This is a genomic window from Flavobacterium sp. ARAG 55.4, assembly GCF_051846875.1.
GTDB classification, from domain to species: Bacteria; Bacteroidota; Bacteroidia; order Flavobacteriales; family Flavobacteriaceae; genus Flavobacterium; species Flavobacterium plantiphilum.
Window position 1 is genome coordinate 1 of record NZ_JBPYCT010000014.1, and the last position, 22,291, is coordinate 22,291.

Below are 22,291 nucleotides of genomic sequence, written 5' to 3' on the forward strand. Positions count from 1 at the left end.
ATAGGTCCTAAAGGATTAAGGGATTATTTTAAGAAAGATTCGCTGCAATTTGCCGTTTTGTGGAAACTAAGCCTGGTACTCAAGCACAATTTCTTAGCGCAGCTGGGCGAATACCTGCCGTACCGCTTTGAAACCCTACAGGAAAAAGCCCTAAAAACAGAACTGGCTGATAAAAACGACTATATCCAGAAACTGGAAATCCAGCTCGAAACCTTAAAGGAAATGATACGGAAATAAAACATTTGTAGGATAATTTCATGTATTAGCAAAAAAGTAATAGGCTATTAAAATAGCGCCAATCTACCCTCTTTTAGGTGTATAGGCGCTACTTTGTAGCGAATATATACAAGTTATAAGCCATATTATGAGAACGATACTTAAAGATACATTTGAAACAAATCTTGGTGAAATTGAGTTGTCGATAAAATCTGAATATGAAATACAATATTCGGTCAAAGACAACTTAAAAATTGAAACCGAAAATCATAAAATAGGAGTTCTAGTTACTGATTTAAACGAATTAGAATTTCCGGAAGATATGAAAATCGAAAACTCAAAAGGTTGGAGAATTTATATTGAAAAGAAATCTGAAAAATCTGAAAAACTATATGTCATTTGTAAACTGATAAATAAAAATCCCGATAATACTTGGGACTATAATAGTGGCGAAAATTTAGAAGCTGTTGAAATAGAAAATAAAAAAGAACTGCTACATATTGGAACCGAAGATGCAGAAGCTATGAAATGGCGAGCAGAAAATAATGATTGGTTTCCATTTAGACTAAAAAATGAAATAAGTTTAGAAAAACCTATAACAAATTACATAGATTTTGGTTTTGAAAGTATAATACCAAATTTAGAAATTAATGAAAAATTGTACTTACATTTCTTAATAGCAACACGAAAGAAAACTGAAAAGAATGACAATGAAAATATATCAACTTGGGTTGCAGTTGACAATAGTAAAAAAGAATTAGACGAACTAAATAGAAAATACGGCTTATAACAGCTAGTAAGCAATAGTCGGGAATTAGGCTTAATGGAAAAATGGTTTTGTATTTGGCAAATTAGTGATAACCCACTCTGGCGCTAGTTTGCAACGAGTGCCTACTTACATGAAAAGATAAATTGTAGCGTTTGCAACGCGGTTCACTAAAAAAATAATTCTAAAACAAACAAATCAATGTCTGAGAAATACAAAGTTATTGATAGTACCGTTCCCACTTTTATTACTATAACGGTTGTAGATTGGGTAGATTTATTGGTGAGACCTGTTTATTGCAATATCATAGATGATTCTTTAAATTATTGTATCAAAGAAAAAGGATTGAGCATACATGCTTATGTTTATATGAGCAGTCATATACATTTAATTGCCACAGCATTTGATGGTGAGTTGCAAAATGTTATTCGGGATTTCAAAAAATTCACTTCAAAAAAACTAATAGAAGCTATCAAAGAATATCCTGAAAGCAGACGAGAATGGTTATTACGTAAATTCAGCTATGAAGCGCAAAAATCAGGAAGGGCAAAAGATTATAAATTATGGCAGGATGGTTTTCATCCGGTTATATTAGACACTTTAGAAAAAACAGAACAAAGAATAAATTACATTCATTACAATCCTGTAGAAGCCGAAATCGTGTTTCATCAAAGAGATTATGTTAATAGCAGTTATAGAAATTATGAAGAAGATAATACTGTTTTTTGTAATGTAAATGTAGAACCTTTATGGTAAGTTACTAAATTAGCCGCGTTACAAACGCTTTATTTTGGAATTAAAAAGTAAGTAGGTACTCGATGCAATCGAGCACCAGAGAAGAGTTAACAGCAACAATACACCATTTTTGGGTGTATAGTATAGACAAATTAAAGATAAGTATACAAGCACATACATAAACCAAAGCTTATGGATAAAGAAGAAAAACAGCGAAGAAAACAAATTTTAAATGAGTTGAAACAAAAACAACAAGAAGAATTTGAGCAATGTTTACCAATGGAAAGAAAACTTTTCAAAAATTTATTTGACTATCTCGATAATCATTTAGAAGAAAATGGCTGTGACGATACAAACAAATTGACAGTACAATTTTTAGAAAAAAAGAAATTGAAAAATATTGAAATCATTCTAATGTGGTTAGCTGAAAATGGAGGATATTGTGATTGCGAAATTTTAGCAAATGTTGAAGAAAAATTTGAAAATTAATAATTCAAAAAACAAATCTAAAGGCTCGTGCGCGAATACTTTCGCGTTCGAAATAACCCCACTTACCCCCGATTGCATGGAGTAAACAAAAAGCGAATAAACTAAACAACAATAAAAACCGAATAAAAATGATAACAAACAAACTGAGATTAATACTGATTTTATCACTCTTTTTTACTTTTTTGGGTTATGCCCAGAGTCTTAAATCTGTTTCCATTTTAGGGGATTCCTACTCTACTTTTGAGGGGTATATGGTTCCTGACACTAATTTTGTATGGTACAATACCCGCATCACTCAAAAAACAGATGTTACTTCGGTAAAACAAACCTGGTGGTACCAATTCATAAAAGACAACAATTACAAACTAGAGCTTAATAATTCTTTTTCGGGTTCAACTATTTGTAACACGGGTTATCAAAAACAAGATTACAGCTCTCGTTCGTTCATCCGCCGTATGGATAACCTTGGGAGTCCTGATGTGATATTCATTTTCGGAGCAACTAACGACGCCTGGGCTAACACACCTATCGGGCAATTCAAATATAATGACTGGACTAAAGAAGAATTATATGATTTTCGTCCCGCCATGGCCTATATGCTTGATTATATGCTGGGTCGTTATCCGAATGTTAAAATATACTTTCTGTTAAATTCTGATTTGAAAGAGACCATCAATGAATCTGTAAAAACCATTTGCAAACACTACAATGTAGATTGTATTGAGCTGAAAGGTATTGATAAAAAGGAAGGGCATCCATCGATAAAAGGTATGGAGCAAATCAGTAATCAAATCAGTGATTTTCTATCGAAGAAATAAAAACGATGCGTAAATAGTGCAACACATTCATGCAAAAAATACCCCAAAAGCAACTCCCCCCGAGTTGTTTTTTTATTTGTATTACTTTCTATTATTTTCGAATATTATTTATTTTTTTCGAAAAAAACACTAATCATTTGTATTTGTGATTTTAAGTCTTAATTTTACAAGAAGACTAAAACAATAACAACAGTATAGTGTATTAAAGAAATGGAAAGAATATTTGCAGAATATTACATCGAAACCCCTTATGAAGTAGAACAGGCGGCAGCGGTTTTGGCAGGCGAACAATCCTCAGGGACTTTTGTATCGGTTCCGGGAGAAACCGCCGAACTCAAACAACGTTTTGCTGCCCGTGTGGAACACATTGAAAAACTGGATTTGGTGGATGAACCTTCGATTCCGGGGAATGCTATTCCGGGTAAAAAATACCAAAGAGCCAAAGTTCAGGTGAGTTGGTCTATTGAGAATTTCGGTTACAACCTTCCGGTTCTTATTAGTACTTTACAAGGAAATCTATACGAAATCAGTCAGTTTACCGGTTTAAAACTGATGGATTTTGATGTTCCGGATTCTTTTAAAAACCATTTCAAAGGACCTCGATTTGGTATTCAGGGTTCCAAAGCTTCCTGCGGCGTAGGTGACAGACCGATGATTGGAACTATTATCAAACCTAGCGTTGGAATGAGTCCGAAGGAAACAGCAGCTTTGGTGAAAACCTTAATCGAAGCTGGAATCGATTTTATCAAGGATGATGAATTAATGGGATCGACTGCCAACTCTCTTTTTAATGACCGTGTAAACGTTATCATGAAAGTAATTAATGAGCACGCACACAAAACCGGCAAGAAAGTCATGTATGCTTTCAACATCAGCGATGAGATTGATGCGATGCAACGCAAATACGAACACATCCAAAAAAACGAAGGAACTTGCGCCATGATTAGTATCAACAGCGTAGGATTGAGTGGAACAAAAAAAATATGTGATCAGGGCGATTTAGTAATCCACGGACATAGAAATGGCTGGGGAATGTTGAACCGTCATCCGTTATTAGGAATTGAATTTCCGGCTTATCAAAAAATCTGGCGTTTGGCCGGTGTAGATCAGATGCACGTTAACGGAATTCAGAATAAATTCTGGGAATCGGATGATTCGGTTGTAAAATCGATACAATCCTGTCTGAAACCTTTTGTATGCGGAAACAATCCGTTACCCGTAGTTTCTTCGGGACAATGGGGCGGTCAGGCACCGGAAACCTACCGCAGAACTCAAACCACCGACTTATTATACATGGCTGGTGGCGGAATTTTAGCACATCCTATGGGAGCTACAGCAGGGGTTAACGCCTTACAACAAGCCTGGAAAGCAGCCGTTGATGGCTTATCTATTGAAGAAGCTGCTTTACAATATCCGGAATTTGCAGCATCAGTTAAAAAATTCTCAAAATAATAAATCGTAAAAAAAAGCCACGAATTACACTAATTAGCATAAATACTAATTATTCTAAAAGTTATTACACAAATTTTTATCTGCCTTTTGCAGATTCGTGGAATAGTATGATATCCAAATTTGTGTCAATTCGTGTAATTCGTGGCAAAAAAACAATTTCACAGCTATGAACAAAGAACATCCTTTATTATTGGCCTACTATGGAGATGATTTTACAGGCTCCACGGATGCCTTAGAATTCCTGACCTTAGCCGGTATAAAAACCGTTCTTTTTCTGCGTCCGCCGTTGCATAAAGATTTGGATTTTTTTCCCGGAGTACAGGCTATTGGTCTGGCCGGAAAAAGCCGTTCGATGTCTCCCAAAGAAATGGAAGAGGAATTATTCTCTGCTTTCGAAACCTTAAGAGATTTCAATGCAGAGCAAGTCCATTATAAGGTGTGTTCCACCTTTGACTCAGCGCCGCATGTGGGTAACATTGGCAAAGCCATCGAAATTGGCAGCGAAGTTTTTAACCAAAAAACTACTTTTGTTTCTGCTTCCGCCCCGCATTTGGGAAGATATTGTGTTTTTGGGAATTTATTTGCCAAAATGGGAACCAGCGGCAATGGTGAAATTTACCGTATTGACCGTCATCCGTCAATGAGTACGCATCCGGTAACTCCAGCACATGAAGCCGACCTGAGATTGCATTTGGCACAACAAACTACAAAAAGCATCAATTTAGTCAATGTCACCACTATCGAACAAGGAGCTGAAGCGGTAGCAGCAGAAATAAAAAACAAAGAAAATGCTGAAATAGTTTTCTTAGACGGAATCAATCAGGAGCATTTAAAAACAATAGGAACTGTTTTCCATCAGAAAGGAAAAGAAAAAACACTTTTTACGGTGGGTTCTTCAGGTATCGAAATGGCTTTAGGGCTGGCATGGAATAAAGAAAAAATGATTCGAAACACTTTTGAATTTAAACATCCTGGTGAAGCCGCTCCCCTATTGGTCGTTTCCGGAAGCTGTTCACCGGTAACAGCAGGTCAAATTGAATATGCCTTAGCAAATGGTTTTGAAGGTATTGCTCTGGAAAGCAAAGTCATGCATCACGACCATCAGGAACAAAGCATTGCCGAAGTGGCTCAGGCTATTATCCAAAATATAAGAGCAGGGAAAAATACGATTTTGCATACCAGCATCGGCAACAATGATCCACGGATTGCCGAAACCGAGGATTATTTGAAACACAGCGGGCTTACTCAAAAAGAAATCCAAAAACAAAGCAGCAAAATTTACGGTCGCGTTTTAGGACAAATTATCAAAACGGCGTTACAATCAGCACCGATTCAAAGAATACTTTTTGCCGGCGGAGACACTTCCAGTTACGCGGCATCTGAACTGGGCATTTTTGCTTTGGAAATATTGGCGCCTTTAGCCCCCGGAGCACCGCTTTGCAAAGCTATATCAGAAGAGGAATTAGTAAATGGATTGGAGTTAAATTTCAAAGGAGGGCAAGTAGGAACTCCGGATTATTTTATCAAAGTATTACAAGGAGAAAAATTAAGTTAGACACATAAAAAAATTATATATGAAAGCAAAAACATTAGGATTCGTTCACACTTCAGCTACGCTGGTTCCTTTATTTCAACAATTAAGTTCGGAGCATTTAAGTGGTGTGGAAACCTTTAACATAGTAGATGACAGTCTGATTAAAGATGTTATAAAAAAAGGTAAACTAATGCCTAATACAGCAGCCAGAGTGGTCAACCATGTAAAAGCTGCCGAAGAAGCCGGAGCCGATGTGATTTTAGTAACCTGTTCATCCATTGGCGTAGCCATTGAAACAGCAGCAACTTTATCCAGCGTTCCTGTAATCAGAGTAGATCAGGCGATGGCTGACGAAGCCGTACAAATTAGCAACAAAATTGGCGTAATTGCGACCTTGCCTACGACTTTAGAACCTACTTCTGATTTGGTGAGAAGAAGAGCCTTAGCAGCGGGTAAAGAAGTTACCATAGTATCCAAACTTTGTGAAGGTGCTTTTGAAGCCTTAATGAGTGGCGATGCTGCAAAACATGACGAAATGGTTGCTAAAGCATTAAAAGAATTAATGAAGGAAGTGGGTGTAATTGTTTTGGCTCAGGCTTCCATGGCTCGCGTGGTTGACGGATTAAGCGACGCAGAAAAAGTAGTTCCTATCTTGGCCAGTCCCGGAATTGCCATGAAAAAATTAGCCGAAGTATACTTCTAACAAAATTCTTATGCGTAAAATCTTCTTATGGGCAAGTCCCATTCTCTTCATTCTTGCCGCTATTGGTTGGTTTTCACAAATGGAGCAAATTTGGAAAATCAGTCTGATAGCTGCTTTTTCAAGTTTATCTATTGGTATCGGGCATAGCAAACTTTTGAGTGGTTACCAATACACTTTTTGGATTGTCACCGCCGTTTGTGCCGGACTAATTTATCCGCAAACTTTTTTACATATTGGTTCGATAGATTTGCGTAACAAATGGCTTATTTTAATCATTATCCAACTGGTGATGTTTGGGATGGGAACTCAGATGAGCATTGAAGATTTTACAGGCATACGCAAATCGGGAAAAGGAGTTCTCATTGGTTTATTGGGGCATTTTACCATCATGCCCATAACAGGTTTTATTCTGGCAAAAACTTTTAATTTCGAACCGGAAATTGCAGCCGGAATCATCTTAATTGGTTCCTGCAGCAGCGGGTTAGCTTCGAATGTAATGACTTATATTGCCAAAGGGAATTTAGTTTTATCGGTTACGGTTACTGCAATTTCTACTTTGGCTGCACCTATCATGACCCCGTTTCTGATGAAAATTTTTGCGGGAACTATGGTCGAAGTTCATTTTTTTAATATGATGATGGAAATTATTAAGATTGTGCTGGTTCCCTTAGCGGCAGCTATGATTCATGATATATTAAAAAATTACGGTGCAACCGCCCGAAAACGAATTGATATTTTAAGTATTTTATCTGCAGTATGGCTGGGAATATTACTTTTCTTTAGCAGTAGTTTCTCTTACGAAAATGATAGTACAATAGCACATTTAGTAGAAATAAGTGCTTTTATTGCAGGAGCTTTTATTGTTGGAAAACTATACCACTTAGCTTATAAAGCTTACCCAAAAATTGACAGTCTGATGCCGTATTTTTCAATGTTCGGTATTATTTACTTCACACTCGTAACTACAGCAGCCGGAAGAGATAATTTAATCCAGATAGGATTTTTACTTTTCTTAGTCGCTATTCTGCACAATGGAGCCGGTTATTTTTTTGGTTATTACCTCAGTCGCATTTGTGGTTTAGACAAAAATTGCAGCCGCACCATCGCTTTCGAAGTAGGTTTACAAAATGGTGGAATGGCTTCCGGTCTTGCCGGGTCTATGGGAAAACTAGCCACTCTCGGTTTAGCATCAGCGGTTTTTAGTCCGTGGATGAATGTTTCCGGTTCATTATTAGCCAACTATTGGCGAAAAAAGGCAGAAAACGAAGAAAAATTATAAACTATTTATAACATAAGATTAAAATCATCTGGTAGTGCGTTAGTATATCAGATGATTTTTTTTTACCATGAGGCCAATCAGAGACATTTTCGAAACAAAAACAAAAATCGCCGCTAACAACCTATCAATAAATTAATTACATTTAAAAAACCAAAAAACCATTTATTAAATTTATTAATTAACCCAAATTAAAACCAATTTTTATGGAAGTTACAAGAAGAAAATTTTTGACATCTATAAGTATGCTTGCAGCTTATACTGCATTCCCTCTTAGTTCATTTGATTTTGACAGCACTAAAAAACTCCGAATTGTCCTTGTAGGTACCGGAATCAGAGGTATCAGTTTCTGGGGAAAAAGATTAGTTCAGGAATATTCGGATATTCTGGAATTTGTGGGGCTATCCGATATAAATCCTGGCAGATTAGAATATGCCAAAAAATTTATCGGAGTCAACTGCCCTACTTTTGTGAATTTTGACGAAATGATAAATAAGACTAAACCGGATTTAATCATCGTTACCACAAAAGACGCCACCCATCATGAATTTATCATTAAAGGTCTGAATTCCGGCTATGATGTACTTACCGAAAAACCGTTAACTACGGACGAAAATAAATGTCAGCAAATCCTAAATGCCGAAAGAAAATCAGGCAAAAATTTGATTGTTGGTTTTAATTACAGATGGAGTCCTTACAGTACTAAAATTAAAGAACTTTTAGCCAATAATACGATTGGAAAAATCACATCGGTAGATTTTCATTGGTACCTAAACACCTATCACGGGGCTTCCTATTTCAGACGGTGGCACGGACAAAAAGAAAGCGGAGGTTCACTCTGGGTTCACAAAGCCACTCATCATTTTGATTTACTCAATTGGTGGCTGGATTCAGATCCGACTGACGTTTTTGCTTTGGGAGATTTAGAACATTATGGAAAAAACAATCCTTTCAGAGGTAAAAATTGCAGAAGCTGCGACCATAAAACAACTTGTGATTATTATTATGACATCACTAAAGACCAGCAATCTATGAATCTGTATGTGGCCAATGAAAAATACGATGGTTACATCAGAGACAACTGTCTTTTTAGAGAAGAGATTGATATTTATGATAAAATGTCGGCTCAAATAAAATATGCCAACAATACCATTGTCAACTATTCGCTCACCACCTATTCTCCTTTTGAAGGCTGGAGATTAGCTTTTAATGGTACCGAAGGCCGTATTGAAGCCTCTTTAGATATTCCATATGATAAAAAAACGACTGTGGATCAGGCTGAAATGCATGCCAAAGAGATGGAACAATCTGCATTAGAAGAAGCGAAACACGAAACAATAATTGTCCATAAACTTTGGAAAGATTTTGAAAAAGTAACGGTTCCTACCGAAAAAGGCGGCCACGGCGGAGGCGATCAACGATTACACGATAAAATATTCAAAACTCCAAATACTGCTGATCCATTTGAAAGATCAGCCGGAAGCCGGGATGGTGCTATGTCAGTATTAATTGGTATTGCTGCCCGAAACAGTATTGAAACAGGAAATCCAATTAAAATCAAAGATTTAACTGATATAACTCCAATGCCTAAAAGAGGAAAATAAGTTTCTTAACATGAAAGAAAAACTACTGGTTCTCTGTCTCCTCGTACTGATTTCATCTTTAGCCTATAGTCAAAAAAAAGGTTCCTGGGGAGATCAGGGAAATGGCACGTATATCAATCCCCTATTAAATGCAGATTACTCCGATCCGGATGTTATCAGAGTTGGAAAAAAATACTATATGATTTGTTCTGAATTTCATTACATGGGAATGACCATTCAGGAATCAGATGATATGGTAAACTGGAAAATCGTTAGCCGGATTTACGATCGATTGGATTTTCCTGCCTATGATACTTTTAAAAGATATGCCGGAGGCAGCTGGGCTCCGGCAATACGTTTTCATGACAATAAATTTTGGGTTTACTTTTGTACGATTAATGAAGGTTTGTTTATGACCAGTTCCAGTACACCAGAAGGTCCGTGGTCTCCACTCCTACTGGTAAAAGAGGTAGAAAAATGGGAAGATCCCTGTCCGTTTTGGGATGATGACGGACAGGCTTATCTGGGACACAGCGTTCACGGTGCAGGTCCTATTATTATCCATAAAATGAGTGCTGACGGAACAAAACTGCTCGATGAGGGCAAGACAGTATATACAGGTCCTGTAGCCGAAGGAACAAAAATTTACAAGCGAAATAATTATTATTACATCAGCATTCCGGAAGGCGGTGTTTCTGAAGGCTGGCAAACTGTTTTACGCTCCAAAAACATTTATGGTCCTTATGAAAAAAAAGTAGTTTTAGAAAAAGGAAGTACCGAAATTAATGGTCCGCACCAGGGAGCAATTGTTGACACGCCAAATGGAGAATGGTGGTTTTATCATTTCCAATCAGCGGATGCTTTGGGTCGCGTATTGCACTTACAACCTATGTTTTGGCATGACGACTGGCCAGTTATTGGAATTGATATTGACAGAAACGGAATTGGAGAACCTGTAGCGGTATGGAAAAAACCTGATATAGCTGGTAATTTCCCTATTGTTGCCCCGCAATCAGATGACAAATTTAATTCCGCCGAATTAGGGCTTCAATGGCAATGGAATCATAACCCCATAAATGCTAATTGGTCTTTAAGTAAAAAGAAAGGATGGTTTGTTTTAAAAGCAAAAAAAGCAGCAAATATCATGGAAGCTTACAATACTCTAACCCAAAAAGTAATGGGAAATACCGGAGAAGTTATGGTTCAAATGGATGCTACTCATATGGTTTCTGGGCAAAAAGCAGGATTAAGTAGTATGTCTAAAATGTACAATTCGATTGGCGTTAAAAATGATAACGGAAAATTATATGTTTATTTTGAAGGAAAAGACAAAACCTATGAAGAAATTTTAATTTCTAAAAAAATCATTTATTTTAAGTTAACACTGGATCTCATCCATCAAAAAAATCATTTCTACTATAGTTTTGACAATAAAAATTTCAAAGGTATTGGTCCAGATTTCAGCACTGCATTCGGATATTGGAAAGGAACTCGACTAGCATTATTTAGTTATAATGAAGTAACCGATGGTGGAGAAGCTGCATTTAATTATTTCCACTATAATTATGATGGTCCTAAATAGCAGCATCTAAATTTTATCTTTAAATCTTATTTTTATTTCCAAAAATTACAACCTATCCATTTCACTTAAAACCATGAAAAAAGCCAGCCTTATACTTTTAGTATTATTTTCCTTTTTATGCATCCATGCACAAAGCAACAAAACAGTTTATAATGTTTATGATTTTGGTGCCAAGGGAGATGGGATTACAAATGATCAGACAGCCATTCAAAAGGCGATTGATGCCTGCAAAGAAAAAGGAGGGACAGTTGTTCTCGAAAAAGGAACTTTTTTAACTGGACAAATAGTTTTGGTAAACAATCTAACTTTACAAATTGAGCCTTCTGCTACTCTTTTAGGAATTAAATCTGATGATGAAAAAGACTATCCACATCATCTTATTGACACAAAATATCCTAATCGAATGCTGGAAGATTGTCAAAGAAGATTAATTTACGGAAATAAAGTTAGAAATGTAACCATAACCGGCGGCGGAATCATCAATGGACAAGGCGATTACGAACCCTGGATGCATGTAAAAGAAATAGGTACCGAGAAAGACCGCCCTTCTATACTGGCATTTGTGGGCAGTAACAACATTACGGTATCTAATCTGACACTTATTAAACCTGCTTGTTGGACGCAAGTTTATATTGAATCGGAAAATATTAATATCCAAAAAATAAAAGTAAACACAGGACAACTTACGCCTAATCGCGACGGAATTGATATTGTGGATTGTCATAATGTACTTATTGAAGATAGTTACATTGAATCGGAAGACGATGGAATTTGCTTTAAAAGTGGCAGCGAATATGGCTGTAAAGATATTATTGTAAGAAGATGTATTTTGGACAAACTAAATGTAAAAGCCGGTAATTGCTTCAAATTAGGCACTGATGGTTTGGGCAGTTTTATGAATTTTGATGTTTCTGAATTAATTTTAAAAAATGCGTATCAAAATTCCGCTTTCTGTATTGAATCCATGGATGGAGCTGTAATTGATAATTTGAATTTCCGCGATTGCCAAATTACAAATTGCGGTCAGGCTATTTTTATTCTTTTAGCGGACAGAAGAAGAACTGTTCCTGAGAGAAAAACACGCATCGGTGCTATTTCAAATATTAGTTTCAAAAATATAAATGGAACAGATTTCACTCAGCAATATCCTTCTCTTATTACAGGGATCAAAGGACACAACATTCAAAATGTAACTTTTGAAAATCTGAATTTCGAATTAAAAGGAGGCATTCAAACTACAAATCAAACCGTAATGGAATACGATGGAAAATATCCTGAAGGAAGTTATTTTGGCAATACCAATGCTTTTGGTTTCTTTATCCGGCATGCCGATACTATTACTTTTACAAATTGCAACATTACTACGAAATCGGAAGATAAAAGACCCTGGTTAGTTCAGGAAGATACTCATAAAGTGGAGATCAATTAATTAATTTTATTTAGAGAAATTAACGTAAAAAAAAGTAAATACATCTTAAATTTTACATTATAAAAAAAACGGATAAAAAAAACCATATGTGTTTTTTTATCTGTTTTTTTATATACTATATATATTTTTTTTGGTTTTTTTTAACTAATTATAACTTTTTTTATTACATTCGCTAAATGTAATCGATTACAATTTAAATGAATTACGAATCAAAACTTACAAAAAAAATGAATTAAAAGAATTAAAAACACAACTAAAACGATTATCGAAATTAAAACCAAAAAAAAAATTATGAATGCATTAAACAAGAAGTATTACTTCATCTTACTTGGAATACTATTTTATTTACCAATGCTTGGACAACAAACTACCATAACAGGTGTTGTTAAAGATGCAAAAACAGGAATGCCTCTCCCGGGAGTTACTGTACTTATTAAAAGTACCACCCAAGGTACATCAACAGATTTAGACGGTAATTATAGTATTAAAGTTGATTCTAAAGGAATATTACAATTTAGTTATATTGGCTACAAAACGAGTGAATCTCCAGTAATCGGAAAAACTACAATAAATATTAGCTTAACCGAAGAAAGCAATCAACTCGATGAAATTGTAGTAATTGGATACGGAACATCTAAAAGGAAAGATCTTACAGGTTCTGTTGCTTCTGTAACATCAGAGGAAATCAATCGGGCACCAGTTGCCAATGTTGCACAAGCGCTTCAGGGAAAATTAGCCGGAGTAAATGTAGTAGCTCAGGACGGTAGACCTGGAGCAAATATTTCAATCCGCGTAAGAGGAGGTGGATCAATTTCACAAAGCAATGAACCTCTTTACATTGTAGATGGATTTCCCGTAAGTACTATCAGCAATATCCCCGGAAGTCAAATACTTAGTATTGACGTACTAAAAGATGCTTCGTCAACTGCTATTTATGGAGCAAGAGGTGCAAATGGTGTTATCATGGTAACTACAAAAAGTGGAAAAAGCGGAAAAACAAAAATCACTTATGATGGCTATACCCAATTTAACACCCCTACAGGGTATTTACCTGTAATGAAAGGATACGATTATATAAAATATAACTGGGCATATGCTCAGGCAATTGGAGATGGTTATGCAAATGCATGGGAAAAATTATGGTTAATAGGTAATGAATTTAATGGAAGCAATAGTGACGGTATTGATTATTATAAAACTGTAAAAAGTGAAGATTTTAGTAAAAAGGTCTACAACAGTTCTTTTTCTCACAACCATGACTTCAACATTTCAAGCGGTAATGATAAAACAAAATATCTTTTTTCTATAAATCATATTGATCAGGAAGGGATGAAATTAAATACATCTTATAAACGTTCCAATGTTTTATTCAAATTGGATCAAAAACTTGGTGATAAGATAAACTTTAATCTTAACACACGATACAGCCAAGAAGAGACAATTGGAAATGAAGGAACAAGTTCAGGAGGAGGCTCACTTTTAACTTCTGCTTATTGGTTTCGTCCTATTGCAAAAAATGATATTTTAGGAGAATCAGATGTAACAATAAACACCCAGTTAGGAGACTATGAAAATCTTTTAAATGATCTTTACAGCCCGGTAAATCGTATCAATGATTACACCGATAAAGATATTTCAAACTCATTAGTTGCAAATGCATCTTTAGATTGGGAAATAATCAAAGGACTTACTGCTAAAACTAATTTAGGATTAAACACAGGTTGGGGAAGAAGAAAAATATGGCAAGGTGCTATTTACCAAAGATATATAGATTCGGAAGGTAATAAAACTTTTAGTGGAGATGCCTCTATTAATGCTACCCAAGGATGGAATTACCGCTGGGTAAACACATTAAATTATCAAGTTCAGGGACTTGGAGATAATCATTCTTTAACAGTTCTTGGAGGGATGGAAGTAGCCGATTCAGGTTCTGAAAGTACTTATGTTTTTGGAAGAAGATATCCGGTTTCTTTTGATGCTGATCGTGCTTATGCAAACATGGACTCGTATGACCGCTCAGATTCTAAATATGGAGGTTTTACTTCAGACACTGGTACACCTAACCGATTAAACTCCTATTTTGGAAGAGCTAATTATTCATTTATGGATAAATATCTTTTTACTGCCACGTTCCGTGCAGATGGATCATCAAGATTTGCTCCGTCAAATCGTTGGGGATATTTCCCTGCTGGAGCATTTGCCTGGCGTGTGTCTGATGAAAATTTCTTAAAGAACGTTAATTGGTTAAGCAGTTTAAAAATGCGTGTTTCTTATGGAACTGTAGGTAGTGATGGAATTAATTCCGGACTATGGAAAATGAGATGGGAATCTAGCGGGTTAACCGGCTATTCTCTAAATGAAACACAACAACTTGGTTATGTCCCTGCTTCAACACTTAATAATCCTAATTTGAAATGGGAAACAACTATCACCAGAAACATTGGTTTAGACTTCAGTCTTTTCAATAATAAAATAACAGGGACAATAGATGTTTATAAAAATACAGTAAAAGATCTTCTCTTACTTAGACCTATCCCCCCAATTAGCGGATTTTCTGCAATGTACGATAATATAGGAGCTACAAGCAACAAAGGAATTGAAATATCATTAAGTGGTGCAATTGTAAAAGCTAAAGATTTTAATTTACATGGTAGTGTTAATATTAATATTAATAAAGGAAATATTGATAAGTTAGGAGAAGGTATTAATCCTGCTTATAGTTCTGCCTGGGGCGGAATTAATAACTCTCCTGCATCAGGGGATTACATTTTTGAAGTTGGAAAACCTGTAGGTTTAGTTCGTGGCTGGATTTACGAAGGCTGGTACACCACAAATGATTTTGATTATAATGCCGGTGGAGCAGGAACATACACTCTAAAATCAGGAATACCAGACATTGCCAGCGGTTATCTTTCTACCGTCTACGGAACAACAGAACACAAACCTAATTCACAAACAGCTTATCCTGGGGTTCCAAAATACAAAGATCTTAACGGAGACGGAATTATTAATGATGATGATTTAACCGTAATAGGAAACATGAACCCTAAACATACAGGCGGATTCAATTTAAGTGGAAATTATAAAAATTTTGATTTCGGTTTAGATTTTAACTGGAGTTATGGCAATGATATCTATAATGCTAACCACTTAAACGCGTACCAAGGGAACAAAGAATCCGGACTTTTTAGAAACAGGCTTCAAGAATTAGCTGGAGCATACAAAATATATGATGTAATTAATGGACAGATAACTCCTGTAGTCGCTCCTGCTGATTTAGATGCTCTAAATGCAAAAACGACAACTTTCATTCCTTTTGCAGAAAAAACAATGACTTCTACATATGCAATTGAAGACGGTTCTTTCTTGAGATTGAATACATTCACTCTTGGATATTCACTTCCCGAAACTTTTTTAAGCAAAATAGGACTCAATAGTTTAAGAGTTTACGGAACTATCTATAATGTCTTCACACTAACCGGTTATAATGGACTTGATCCGGAAGTGAATCCTGATCCTTCAAGAAACGGTGATTATCCTACACCTGGTCTTGATTACGGTTCTTATCCTCGTCCACGTTCTTTTACCTTTGGGGTTAATGTTGAATTTTAATTTCTAATCTAATTAAATTATGAAAAAATTAATATATTTCTTACTGTCCTTTTTTGTTCTGTTAAACACAGCATGCAACAAAGATTTCTTAGAAGTACAATCACCTTCTCAATTAGATGAAGATTTTGTTTTTACTTCTCCTAGTGAAGCTTACAAAGCCCTTGTTGGAAATTATGACATTTGGAGAACAGCAGATTCACCAATGTTCTACGACACTGAAGTTGTGGGTTCTGACTCTGAATGCCACCCTGAAGCCTATAGCGCTCAAACGCGTCATATTGCAGAAGGTCTTTTTGCAACTGAACTAAACATTAATGAAACAAATCCAAAAGATTTTTTTGCAAATGCTTATAAGATTATTGGTCGATCCAATATAATGATTGAAACAATTGGAGCTAAAAAAGAATATCAGGATGCCGTTGCAGCAAATAAAATAACTGAATGGACACAACTTTATGGAGAAGCTATAGCTTTTAGGGCTAATATGTACCATTATCTGATAAAATATTTTGGAGATGTTCCTTATTTTGATGTTCCTGTAAGAGACTTAGAGCAATTAGCAAACACAGGATTAACATCTCGTGATATTATTTACGATAATGAGATAGCGGCTTTGAAAAAAGTAGAGCCGCTGATGTATCGTATAGGAGAAGGTGGATTAACAGCAGAACGTTTTACTCGTTCATTTGTTCAGGGTTTAATAGGAAAAATGGCTTTAGCTGCGGGTGGTTTTCAAACGCGTCGTACCGATTTCGACTATGGAAATGTAAGCTTTGAACAAAAAGGTACTGAATACTGGAATGCTAAATATGTTCGCCGTTCTGATTATAAAACATACATCGCAATTGCTAAAGAATACTTACAACAATTAGTCGATAATTCCGGTTCTGCTCATTTAATTATTTCTGACGACAGGGCAGCTAATTTCAACAATCCTTTTCAACGTCACTTTCAATACATTATGGATTTAACAGTAAGTCCTGAATCTATTTTTGAAACAGGAACTACAAGAGCTGTAGGAACTTCAGAATTTCCATACGCTTTTGGCCGACCTTCAGGTGGTGGAGGATCCAATGCCTATCCATGTAAATCATATGGCCAAAGCCGAATCTATGCTTCTTTTTACTATGGTGAATATGACCCAAAAGATATGCGCAGAGATGTAACAGTAGCTGTAACAGCCAACTCTGGAGCCTGTTCAGAAAAACTAATCGATTTTTCTCCTGGTAGCAGAGAAAAAGGAGGTCTGGCTAATAATAAATTAGATGAAAGCCGCATGAAAGATCCTTACACTGCCGCACAACGTTCATCAGGATGTAACTGGGTACAAATGCGTTTAGCCGACGTCATTTTAGATCTTTCTTACGCTTACGCTCTTTTAGATGACGAAGCCAATGCCAAAATATACTTAACCAAAGTACGCAGCCGTGCTTTTTCAGCGGCCGATCAAGCTGCAAAAGTAACAAGCTATGTAAATGCTTTATCAGGTGCCTCATTAATCGATGCTATTTTAGAAGAACGTAAATTAGAATTAACAGGTGAAGGACATACACGTTGGGACATGATTATATCCGGAAAAATGCCAGAAAGAATCAAAAAACTTCGTGACAGACAAATTGCAATGGTTAACGGTTTAAAAACTAATGGATATTATACTTTCCCTGAAACAGGGTTAACTATCTCTAATTATATTTGGACAAAAGCGGTCAACATGACTTCTTTTGGAATATCTACTATGCTAACAGGAAATGCTAATGTAGACGAATCAAATCCAAATTACCCAGTATTAACACCGGGATGGAGAGGAAACTGTGACAAATGGACGGGATCCGCTTATAATTCCGGTAACGGATTTACAGCTGATTCTGGAAACAGAAATATAGCTATTAAAGGTTTATATCGCTACATAAATCCAAATAGTCAGGAAGCTACTGATCTGGAAAATGCCGGATATGTAAAAACAAAATGGGGAATCAATATTGTAAACAACGAAAGTCAATACACATCAGATATTTTTAAAGGCTATCAGGACAATTATTATGCGGCAGGATATCCTCCACGCTATATCAGAGCTTTCAGTTTTATAACGCTTTCTCAATCTAATGGTAATATTACACAGGGTTATGGACATGCATCCGAATAATATTAATTCTTAGATTAATTAAATTAAATTCCTCCGTCGTAAAAAACGGAGGTTTTTTTTGCCTCAAACATATCTTTTCCCGAAATTATTTTAGTACTTTGAGCCTCCTATCTACAAACACTTATGGAAGTAATAAAAAACAAAGAAGGATTTGAAGCAGTAAATTCAAATCCGTCCTTAATGCGCAAGATTGTTCATTTAGATCATTTAATGGTTACCATTATTGAATTCCTTAACGGACCAATGGAAAACCCGGATCCACCGCACAAACACGTTCACGAACAAATTACCTATGTAGCTTCGGGTTCGCTAAAATTATTTGTCGAAGATCGAGAATACCTACTAGAAGAAGGTGATGTTTTTAAAATTGAATCCAATTTAAATCACAGCATCCAAACCTTATCCGAGTATGTAAAACTAGTAGATAGTTTTACGCCACTTAGAGCAGATTTTATTTCGTAATATTTCTAATTTAGAAAATAAAAAATAGCATTATGAATCACGTGTATCGTTTCTTATTTATTGTTCTATTGCTGCTTTCGCAAAATAGTAATGCCCAACGCATCAAACTTTTCAACCAAAAAGACTTAAAAGGCTGGTATGCTTTTGGGGAAGAAAAAGGAAAAGTAAACCATGCTGCCGAACTATTTTCGGTAGAAGATAACATCATCCGTATGTATGGTCCAAAAGCGGGCTATTTGATGTCAGAACAATCTTTTAAAAATTTCAAATTAACGGTTGAATTCCGCTGGAACACTGACACTAAATTTGCTAAAAAAAGCAATAATAAAAACAGCGGTGTCATGTATCTGGTTCCTGCTGAAACTCCAGATGTTTTATGGCCTAAAGGAATTCAGTTTCAAATAAAAGAAGGTGCCACCGGTGATTTTGTTTTGTTACAAGAAGTAACTTTAAACATCAATGGAACAAAAACAGAACCAGGAAAAAGTGTAGTCACCAAACGTTTTATCGATGCTGAAAAAACTATCGGAGCATGGAACAAACTTGAGGTTACTTCTAAAAATGGGGTTATTACTCAAAAACTAAACGGAAAATTAGTCAATAAAGGAACGGAATCATCGGTTACCGAAGGTAGAATTTTATTGCAATACGAAGGTTTCCCAATTGATTTTAGAAAAGTGAATATTAAAAAGTGTAAATAATCTTAGTCAAAAGAAATTCTTTTATTTTTGCCCGAGATTTAAAAGATTAGCATGGATTAATGGGTGTAAATCTTTTAAATCTGTGGCATTTTTTTTTAAGAAAAAGTAAATCCTTTTATCAATCTATGTTTTTCCAAATCAAAGCGTATCTAAAATTCCTTTGGCATTCAAAAAACGAACATGCGGTACACTCCCCTTTTGTTTTTAGTTTGATTACCAAATGTTTTTACGATAAAAAACCAAAACCGGAATACGAAATATTGGAAGACTATCGCAATGCGCTTTTAAAGAATAAAAACAGTATTGAAGTTACCGATTTCGGCGCCGGTTCTAAAGTATTTAAATCAAATACCAGAGCGATTGCCCAAATTGCCAAAACGGCTGGGATTTCTAAAAAAAGAGCCCAATTATTATTTCGAATTACTGCATATTTCAAACCGGAAAACATTTTGGAATTAGGTACTTCTTTAGGATTAGCTACTTCAGCCTTGGCTTTAGGAAATCCAAAAGCAAGTATTACAACATTAGAAGGTTGTGCAAACACAATGGCAATTGCAAAAAAACAATTGCAATTATATAATATAAATAATGTTGAATTGATTACAACTGAATTTTCAAAATACCTCGCAACGCACAACTCACAACTCACAACTTACAACTTAATTTACTTTGACGGCAATCATTCTAAAAAAGCCACTTTAGACTATTTTGAGTCTTTACTCCCAACAATTACAAATGATAGTGTATGGATTTTTGATGACATTCACTGGTCTGCCGATATGGAAGAAGCTTGGGAAACCATTAAAAAACATTCTAAAGTCTCTGTAACTATTGACACTTTTCAGTGGGGACTTGTTTTTTTTAGAAGAGAACAACCCAAAGAGCATTTTACCATTAGAGTATAAGCTATTTTTTGTCCTAAATCATAAGATTTTCACAATAATATTCACTTATTACTAAATGATTTTTTAGCTTTGGTTTTTCGAAAATAAATTCTAAATCGAAACCTGAAATTATGAGCAAGCCATTAATTAAAATATCGGATATAAAACGAAATTTTGTACTAGGAGACGAAATTGTTTATGTATTAAAAGGAATCAATTTAGAAATTAATAAAGGAGAATACGTGGCACTTATGGGACCTTCGGGTTCGGGAAAGTCCACCTTAATGAATCTTTTAGGCTGTTTAGACACTCCCACATCCGGAACCTATATCTTAAACGGAAAGGATGTAAGTAAGATGAAAGATGATGAACTGGCAGGAATTCGCAATACCGAAATTGGTTTTGTTTTTCAAACTTTTAATTTATTACCCAGAACTACAGCTCTGGATAATGTAGCATTACCCATGATTTATGCGGGATACCCAAAATCGGAACGAAATACCAGAGCTACTGAAGTACTCAAGCAAGTCAATCTGGCCGACCGAATGGATCATCAGCCCAACCAGCTTTCAGGAGGACAACGCCAGCGTGTAGCTGTGGCAAGAGCTTTAGTCAACAAACCTTCTATTATTCTTGCCGATGAACCTACAGGAAACTTAGATAGTAAAACTTCCGTAGAAATCATGAATCTTTTTAATGATATTCATGCGCAAGGCAATACTGTGATTTTAGTAACACACGAAGAAGAAATTGCGGATTATGCGCACCGGATTATTCGTTTGCGTGACGGAATGATTGAAAGTGACACTACAAAATAATTTTAGATTTCTGATTTTAGATTAAATCTTAATTTTTAGATTACAACATTTAATCTAAAATCAGAACTCTAAAATCTAAAATTTTTAAAATGAAAATATACACCAAAACCGGAGATAAAGGAACAACAGCACTTTTTGGCGGAAGCCGGGTTCCTAAAGACCATATCCGGATTGAAAGCTACGGGACTACAGATGAGCTGAATTCCTATATCGGACTGATTCGGGATCAGGAAATGGATTCTCATTATAAAACTATTTTAATCGAGATTCAGGACCGATTGTTTACTGTGGGAGCCATTTTGGCAACACCTGAAGACAAAACTACCTTAAAAAATGGTCAACCAAGATTACAAAATCTGGGAATCATCGAATCGGATATTGAATTATTAGAAAAAGAAATTGACACCATGGAAACTAAATTGCCTCAAATGACACATTTTGTGTTGCCGGGCGGACATCCTACTGTGTCACATTGTCATATTGCGCGTTGCATTTGCCGCCGTGCAGAACGCTTAACCGTACATTTAAGTCATAATGAAACCATTCCGGAAATAGTAATCCGTTATTTAAACCGACTTTCTGACTATCTTTTTGTGTTGGCACGAAAGTTGACCCATGATTTGAACGCTGAGGAAGTCAAATGGATTCCGAGGAAATGAGATTTTAGATTTTTATTAAATTATGAGATAACTTCAAAAAATTTTTAAAAATAATGCGTTTTAAATCAAAAATTATAAATAAAACAACGTTCTTAACTTTAACATAAAATAAATGATTTTTTACTTGTCTTTTTCAGTAAAAAAATTATTTTTGCACAAAACTAAATCGACAAAAGATGTATTGGACATTAGAATTAGCATCCTATCTTAGCGATGCCCCATGGCCTGCTAACAAAGACGAACTTATTGATTACGCTATACGTGCAGGAGCTCCACTAGAAGTAGTTGAAAACCTACAATCTATTGAAGATGAAGGCGAGATATACGAATCGATGGAAGAAATCTGGCCAGATTACCCTACTGACGAAGACTATCTTTGGAATGAGGATGAATATTAAAAACTAAGAAAAAGTCTCAAAAGAGGCTTTT

Annotated in this window: 18 protein-coding genes and 2 pseudogenes; all 20 read left to right on the forward strand. The window is 35.6% G+C overall.

Annotation, left to right across the window (positions count from 1 at the left end):
* A pseudogene (locus tag ACSV4D_RS14860) lies at nt 1–237 on the forward strand (hypothetical protein); the annotation flags it as partial.
* 127 nt (nt 238–364) lie between these two features.
* On the forward strand, nt 365–1,006 hold the full coding sequence (locus ACSV4D_RS14865; protein ID WP_439228870.1) for a hypothetical protein: 642 nt from the start codon (nt 365–367) through the stop codon (nt 1,004–1,006).
* 177 nt (nt 1,007–1,183) lie between these two features.
* Nucleotides 1,184–1,738, forward strand: coding sequence for a transposase (locus tag ACSV4D_RS14870; RefSeq protein ID WP_439228871.1), 555 nt, complete (start codon nt 1,184–1,186; stop codon nt 1,736–1,738).
* A 171-nt stretch (nt 1,739–1,909) separates the two neighbouring features.
* Nucleotides 1,910–2,206, forward strand: coding sequence for a DUF2695 domain-containing protein (locus ACSV4D_RS14875; protein ID WP_439228872.1), 297 nt, complete (start codon nt 1,910–1,912; stop codon nt 2,204–2,206).
* A 128-nt stretch (nt 2,207–2,334) separates the two neighbouring features.
* A complete protein-coding gene (locus ACSV4D_RS14880) occupies nt 2,335–3,024 on the forward strand; it encodes an SGNH/GDSL hydrolase family protein (protein WP_439228873.1) in 690 nt (229 codons plus the stop codon).
* Nucleotides 3,025–3,234: 210 nt separating this feature from the next.
* Nucleotides 3,235–4,476, forward strand: coding sequence for a ribulose-bisphosphate carboxylase large subunit family protein (locus ACSV4D_RS14885; RefSeq protein ID WP_439228874.1), 1,242 nt, complete (start codon nt 3,235–3,237; stop codon nt 4,474–4,476).
* Between the two features lie 166 nt (nt 4,477–4,642).
* On the forward strand, nt 4,643–6,031 hold the full coding sequence (locus tag ACSV4D_RS14890; protein WP_439228875.1) for a four-carbon acid sugar kinase family protein: 1,389 nt from the start codon (nt 4,643–4,645) through the stop codon (nt 6,029–6,031).
* A gap of 19 nt (nt 6,032–6,050) precedes the next feature.
* A complete protein-coding gene (locus ACSV4D_RS14895) occupies nt 6,051–6,713 on the forward strand; it encodes an aspartate/glutamate racemase family protein (protein WP_408081968.1) in 663 nt (220 codons plus the stop codon).
* A gap of 10 nt (nt 6,714–6,723) precedes the next feature.
* Entirely contained in the window at nt 6,724–7,992 is a 1,269-nt protein-coding gene (locus tag ACSV4D_RS14900; protein WP_408081969.1) for a bile acid:sodium symporter family protein, read from the forward strand.
* 203 nt (nt 7,993–8,195) lie between these two features.
* Nucleotides 8,196–9,593, forward strand: a complete 1,398-nt coding sequence (locus ACSV4D_RS14905) for a Gfo/Idh/MocA family oxidoreductase (RefSeq protein ID WP_439228876.1) — start codon at nt 8,196–8,198, stop codon at nt 9,591–9,593.
* Nucleotides 9,594–9,603: 10 nt separating this feature from the next.
* Entirely contained in the window at nt 9,604–11,154 is a 1,551-nt protein-coding gene (locus ACSV4D_RS14910) for a glycoside hydrolase family 43 protein (RefSeq protein ID WP_439228877.1), read from the forward strand.
* 73 nt (nt 11,155–11,227) lie between these two features.
* On the forward strand, nt 11,228–12,583 hold the full coding sequence (locus ACSV4D_RS14915; protein WP_439228878.1) for a glycoside hydrolase family 28 protein: 1,356 nt from the start codon (nt 11,228–11,230) through the stop codon (nt 12,581–12,583).
* Between the two features lie 291 nt (nt 12,584–12,874).
* Nucleotides 12,875–16,195, forward strand: a complete 3,321-nt coding sequence (locus ACSV4D_RS14920) for a SusC/RagA family TonB-linked outer membrane protein (protein ID WP_439228879.1) — start codon at nt 12,875–12,877, stop codon at nt 16,193–16,195.
* A 19-nt stretch (nt 16,196–16,214) separates the two neighbouring features.
* Nucleotides 16,215–17,813 (forward strand): annotated as a pseudogene (locus tag ACSV4D_RS14925) (RagB/SusD family nutrient uptake outer membrane protein); the annotation flags it as partial.
* Nucleotides 17,814–18,461: 648 nt separating this feature from the next.
* The gene (locus tag ACSV4D_RS14930) at nt 18,462–18,800 is read left to right on the forward strand and encodes a cupin domain-containing protein (RefSeq protein WP_439228880.1); all 339 of its coding nucleotides are present in this window, start codon (nt 18,462–18,464) and stop codon (nt 18,798–18,800) included.
* Nucleotides 18,801–18,832: 32 nt separating this feature from the next.
* Entirely contained in the window at nt 18,833–19,501 is a 669-nt protein-coding gene (locus ACSV4D_RS14935) for a 3-keto-disaccharide hydrolase (RefSeq protein ID WP_439228881.1), read from the forward strand.
* A 125-nt stretch (nt 19,502–19,626) separates the two neighbouring features.
* Nucleotides 19,627–20,406 carry an O-methyltransferase gene (locus ACSV4D_RS14940; protein ID WP_439228882.1) on the forward strand — a complete coding sequence of 260 codons (780 nt, stop codon included), beginning with the start codon at nt 19,627–19,629 and terminating at the stop codon, nt 20,404–20,406.
* Nucleotides 20,407–20,516: 110 nt separating this feature from the next.
* On the forward strand, nt 20,517–21,203 hold the full coding sequence (locus ACSV4D_RS14945) for an ABC transporter ATP-binding protein (RefSeq protein ID WP_408081978.1): 687 nt from the start codon (nt 20,517–20,519) through the stop codon (nt 21,201–21,203).
* 89 nt (nt 21,204–21,292) lie between these two features.
* Nucleotides 21,293–21,862 (forward strand): cob(I)yrinic acid a,c-diamide adenosyltransferase, encoded by a 570-nt coding sequence (locus ACSV4D_RS14950; protein WP_408081979.1) that lies wholly within the window; start codon nt 21,293–21,295, stop codon nt 21,860–21,862.
* Nucleotides 21,863–22,038: 176 nt separating this feature from the next.
* Complete coding sequence (locus ACSV4D_RS14955; RefSeq protein WP_007138072.1) at nt 22,039–22,260, forward strand: DUF2795 domain-containing protein; 222 nt, start codon at nt 22,039–22,041, stop codon at nt 22,258–22,260.
* Nucleotides 22,261–22,291 lie beyond the last annotated feature (31 nt).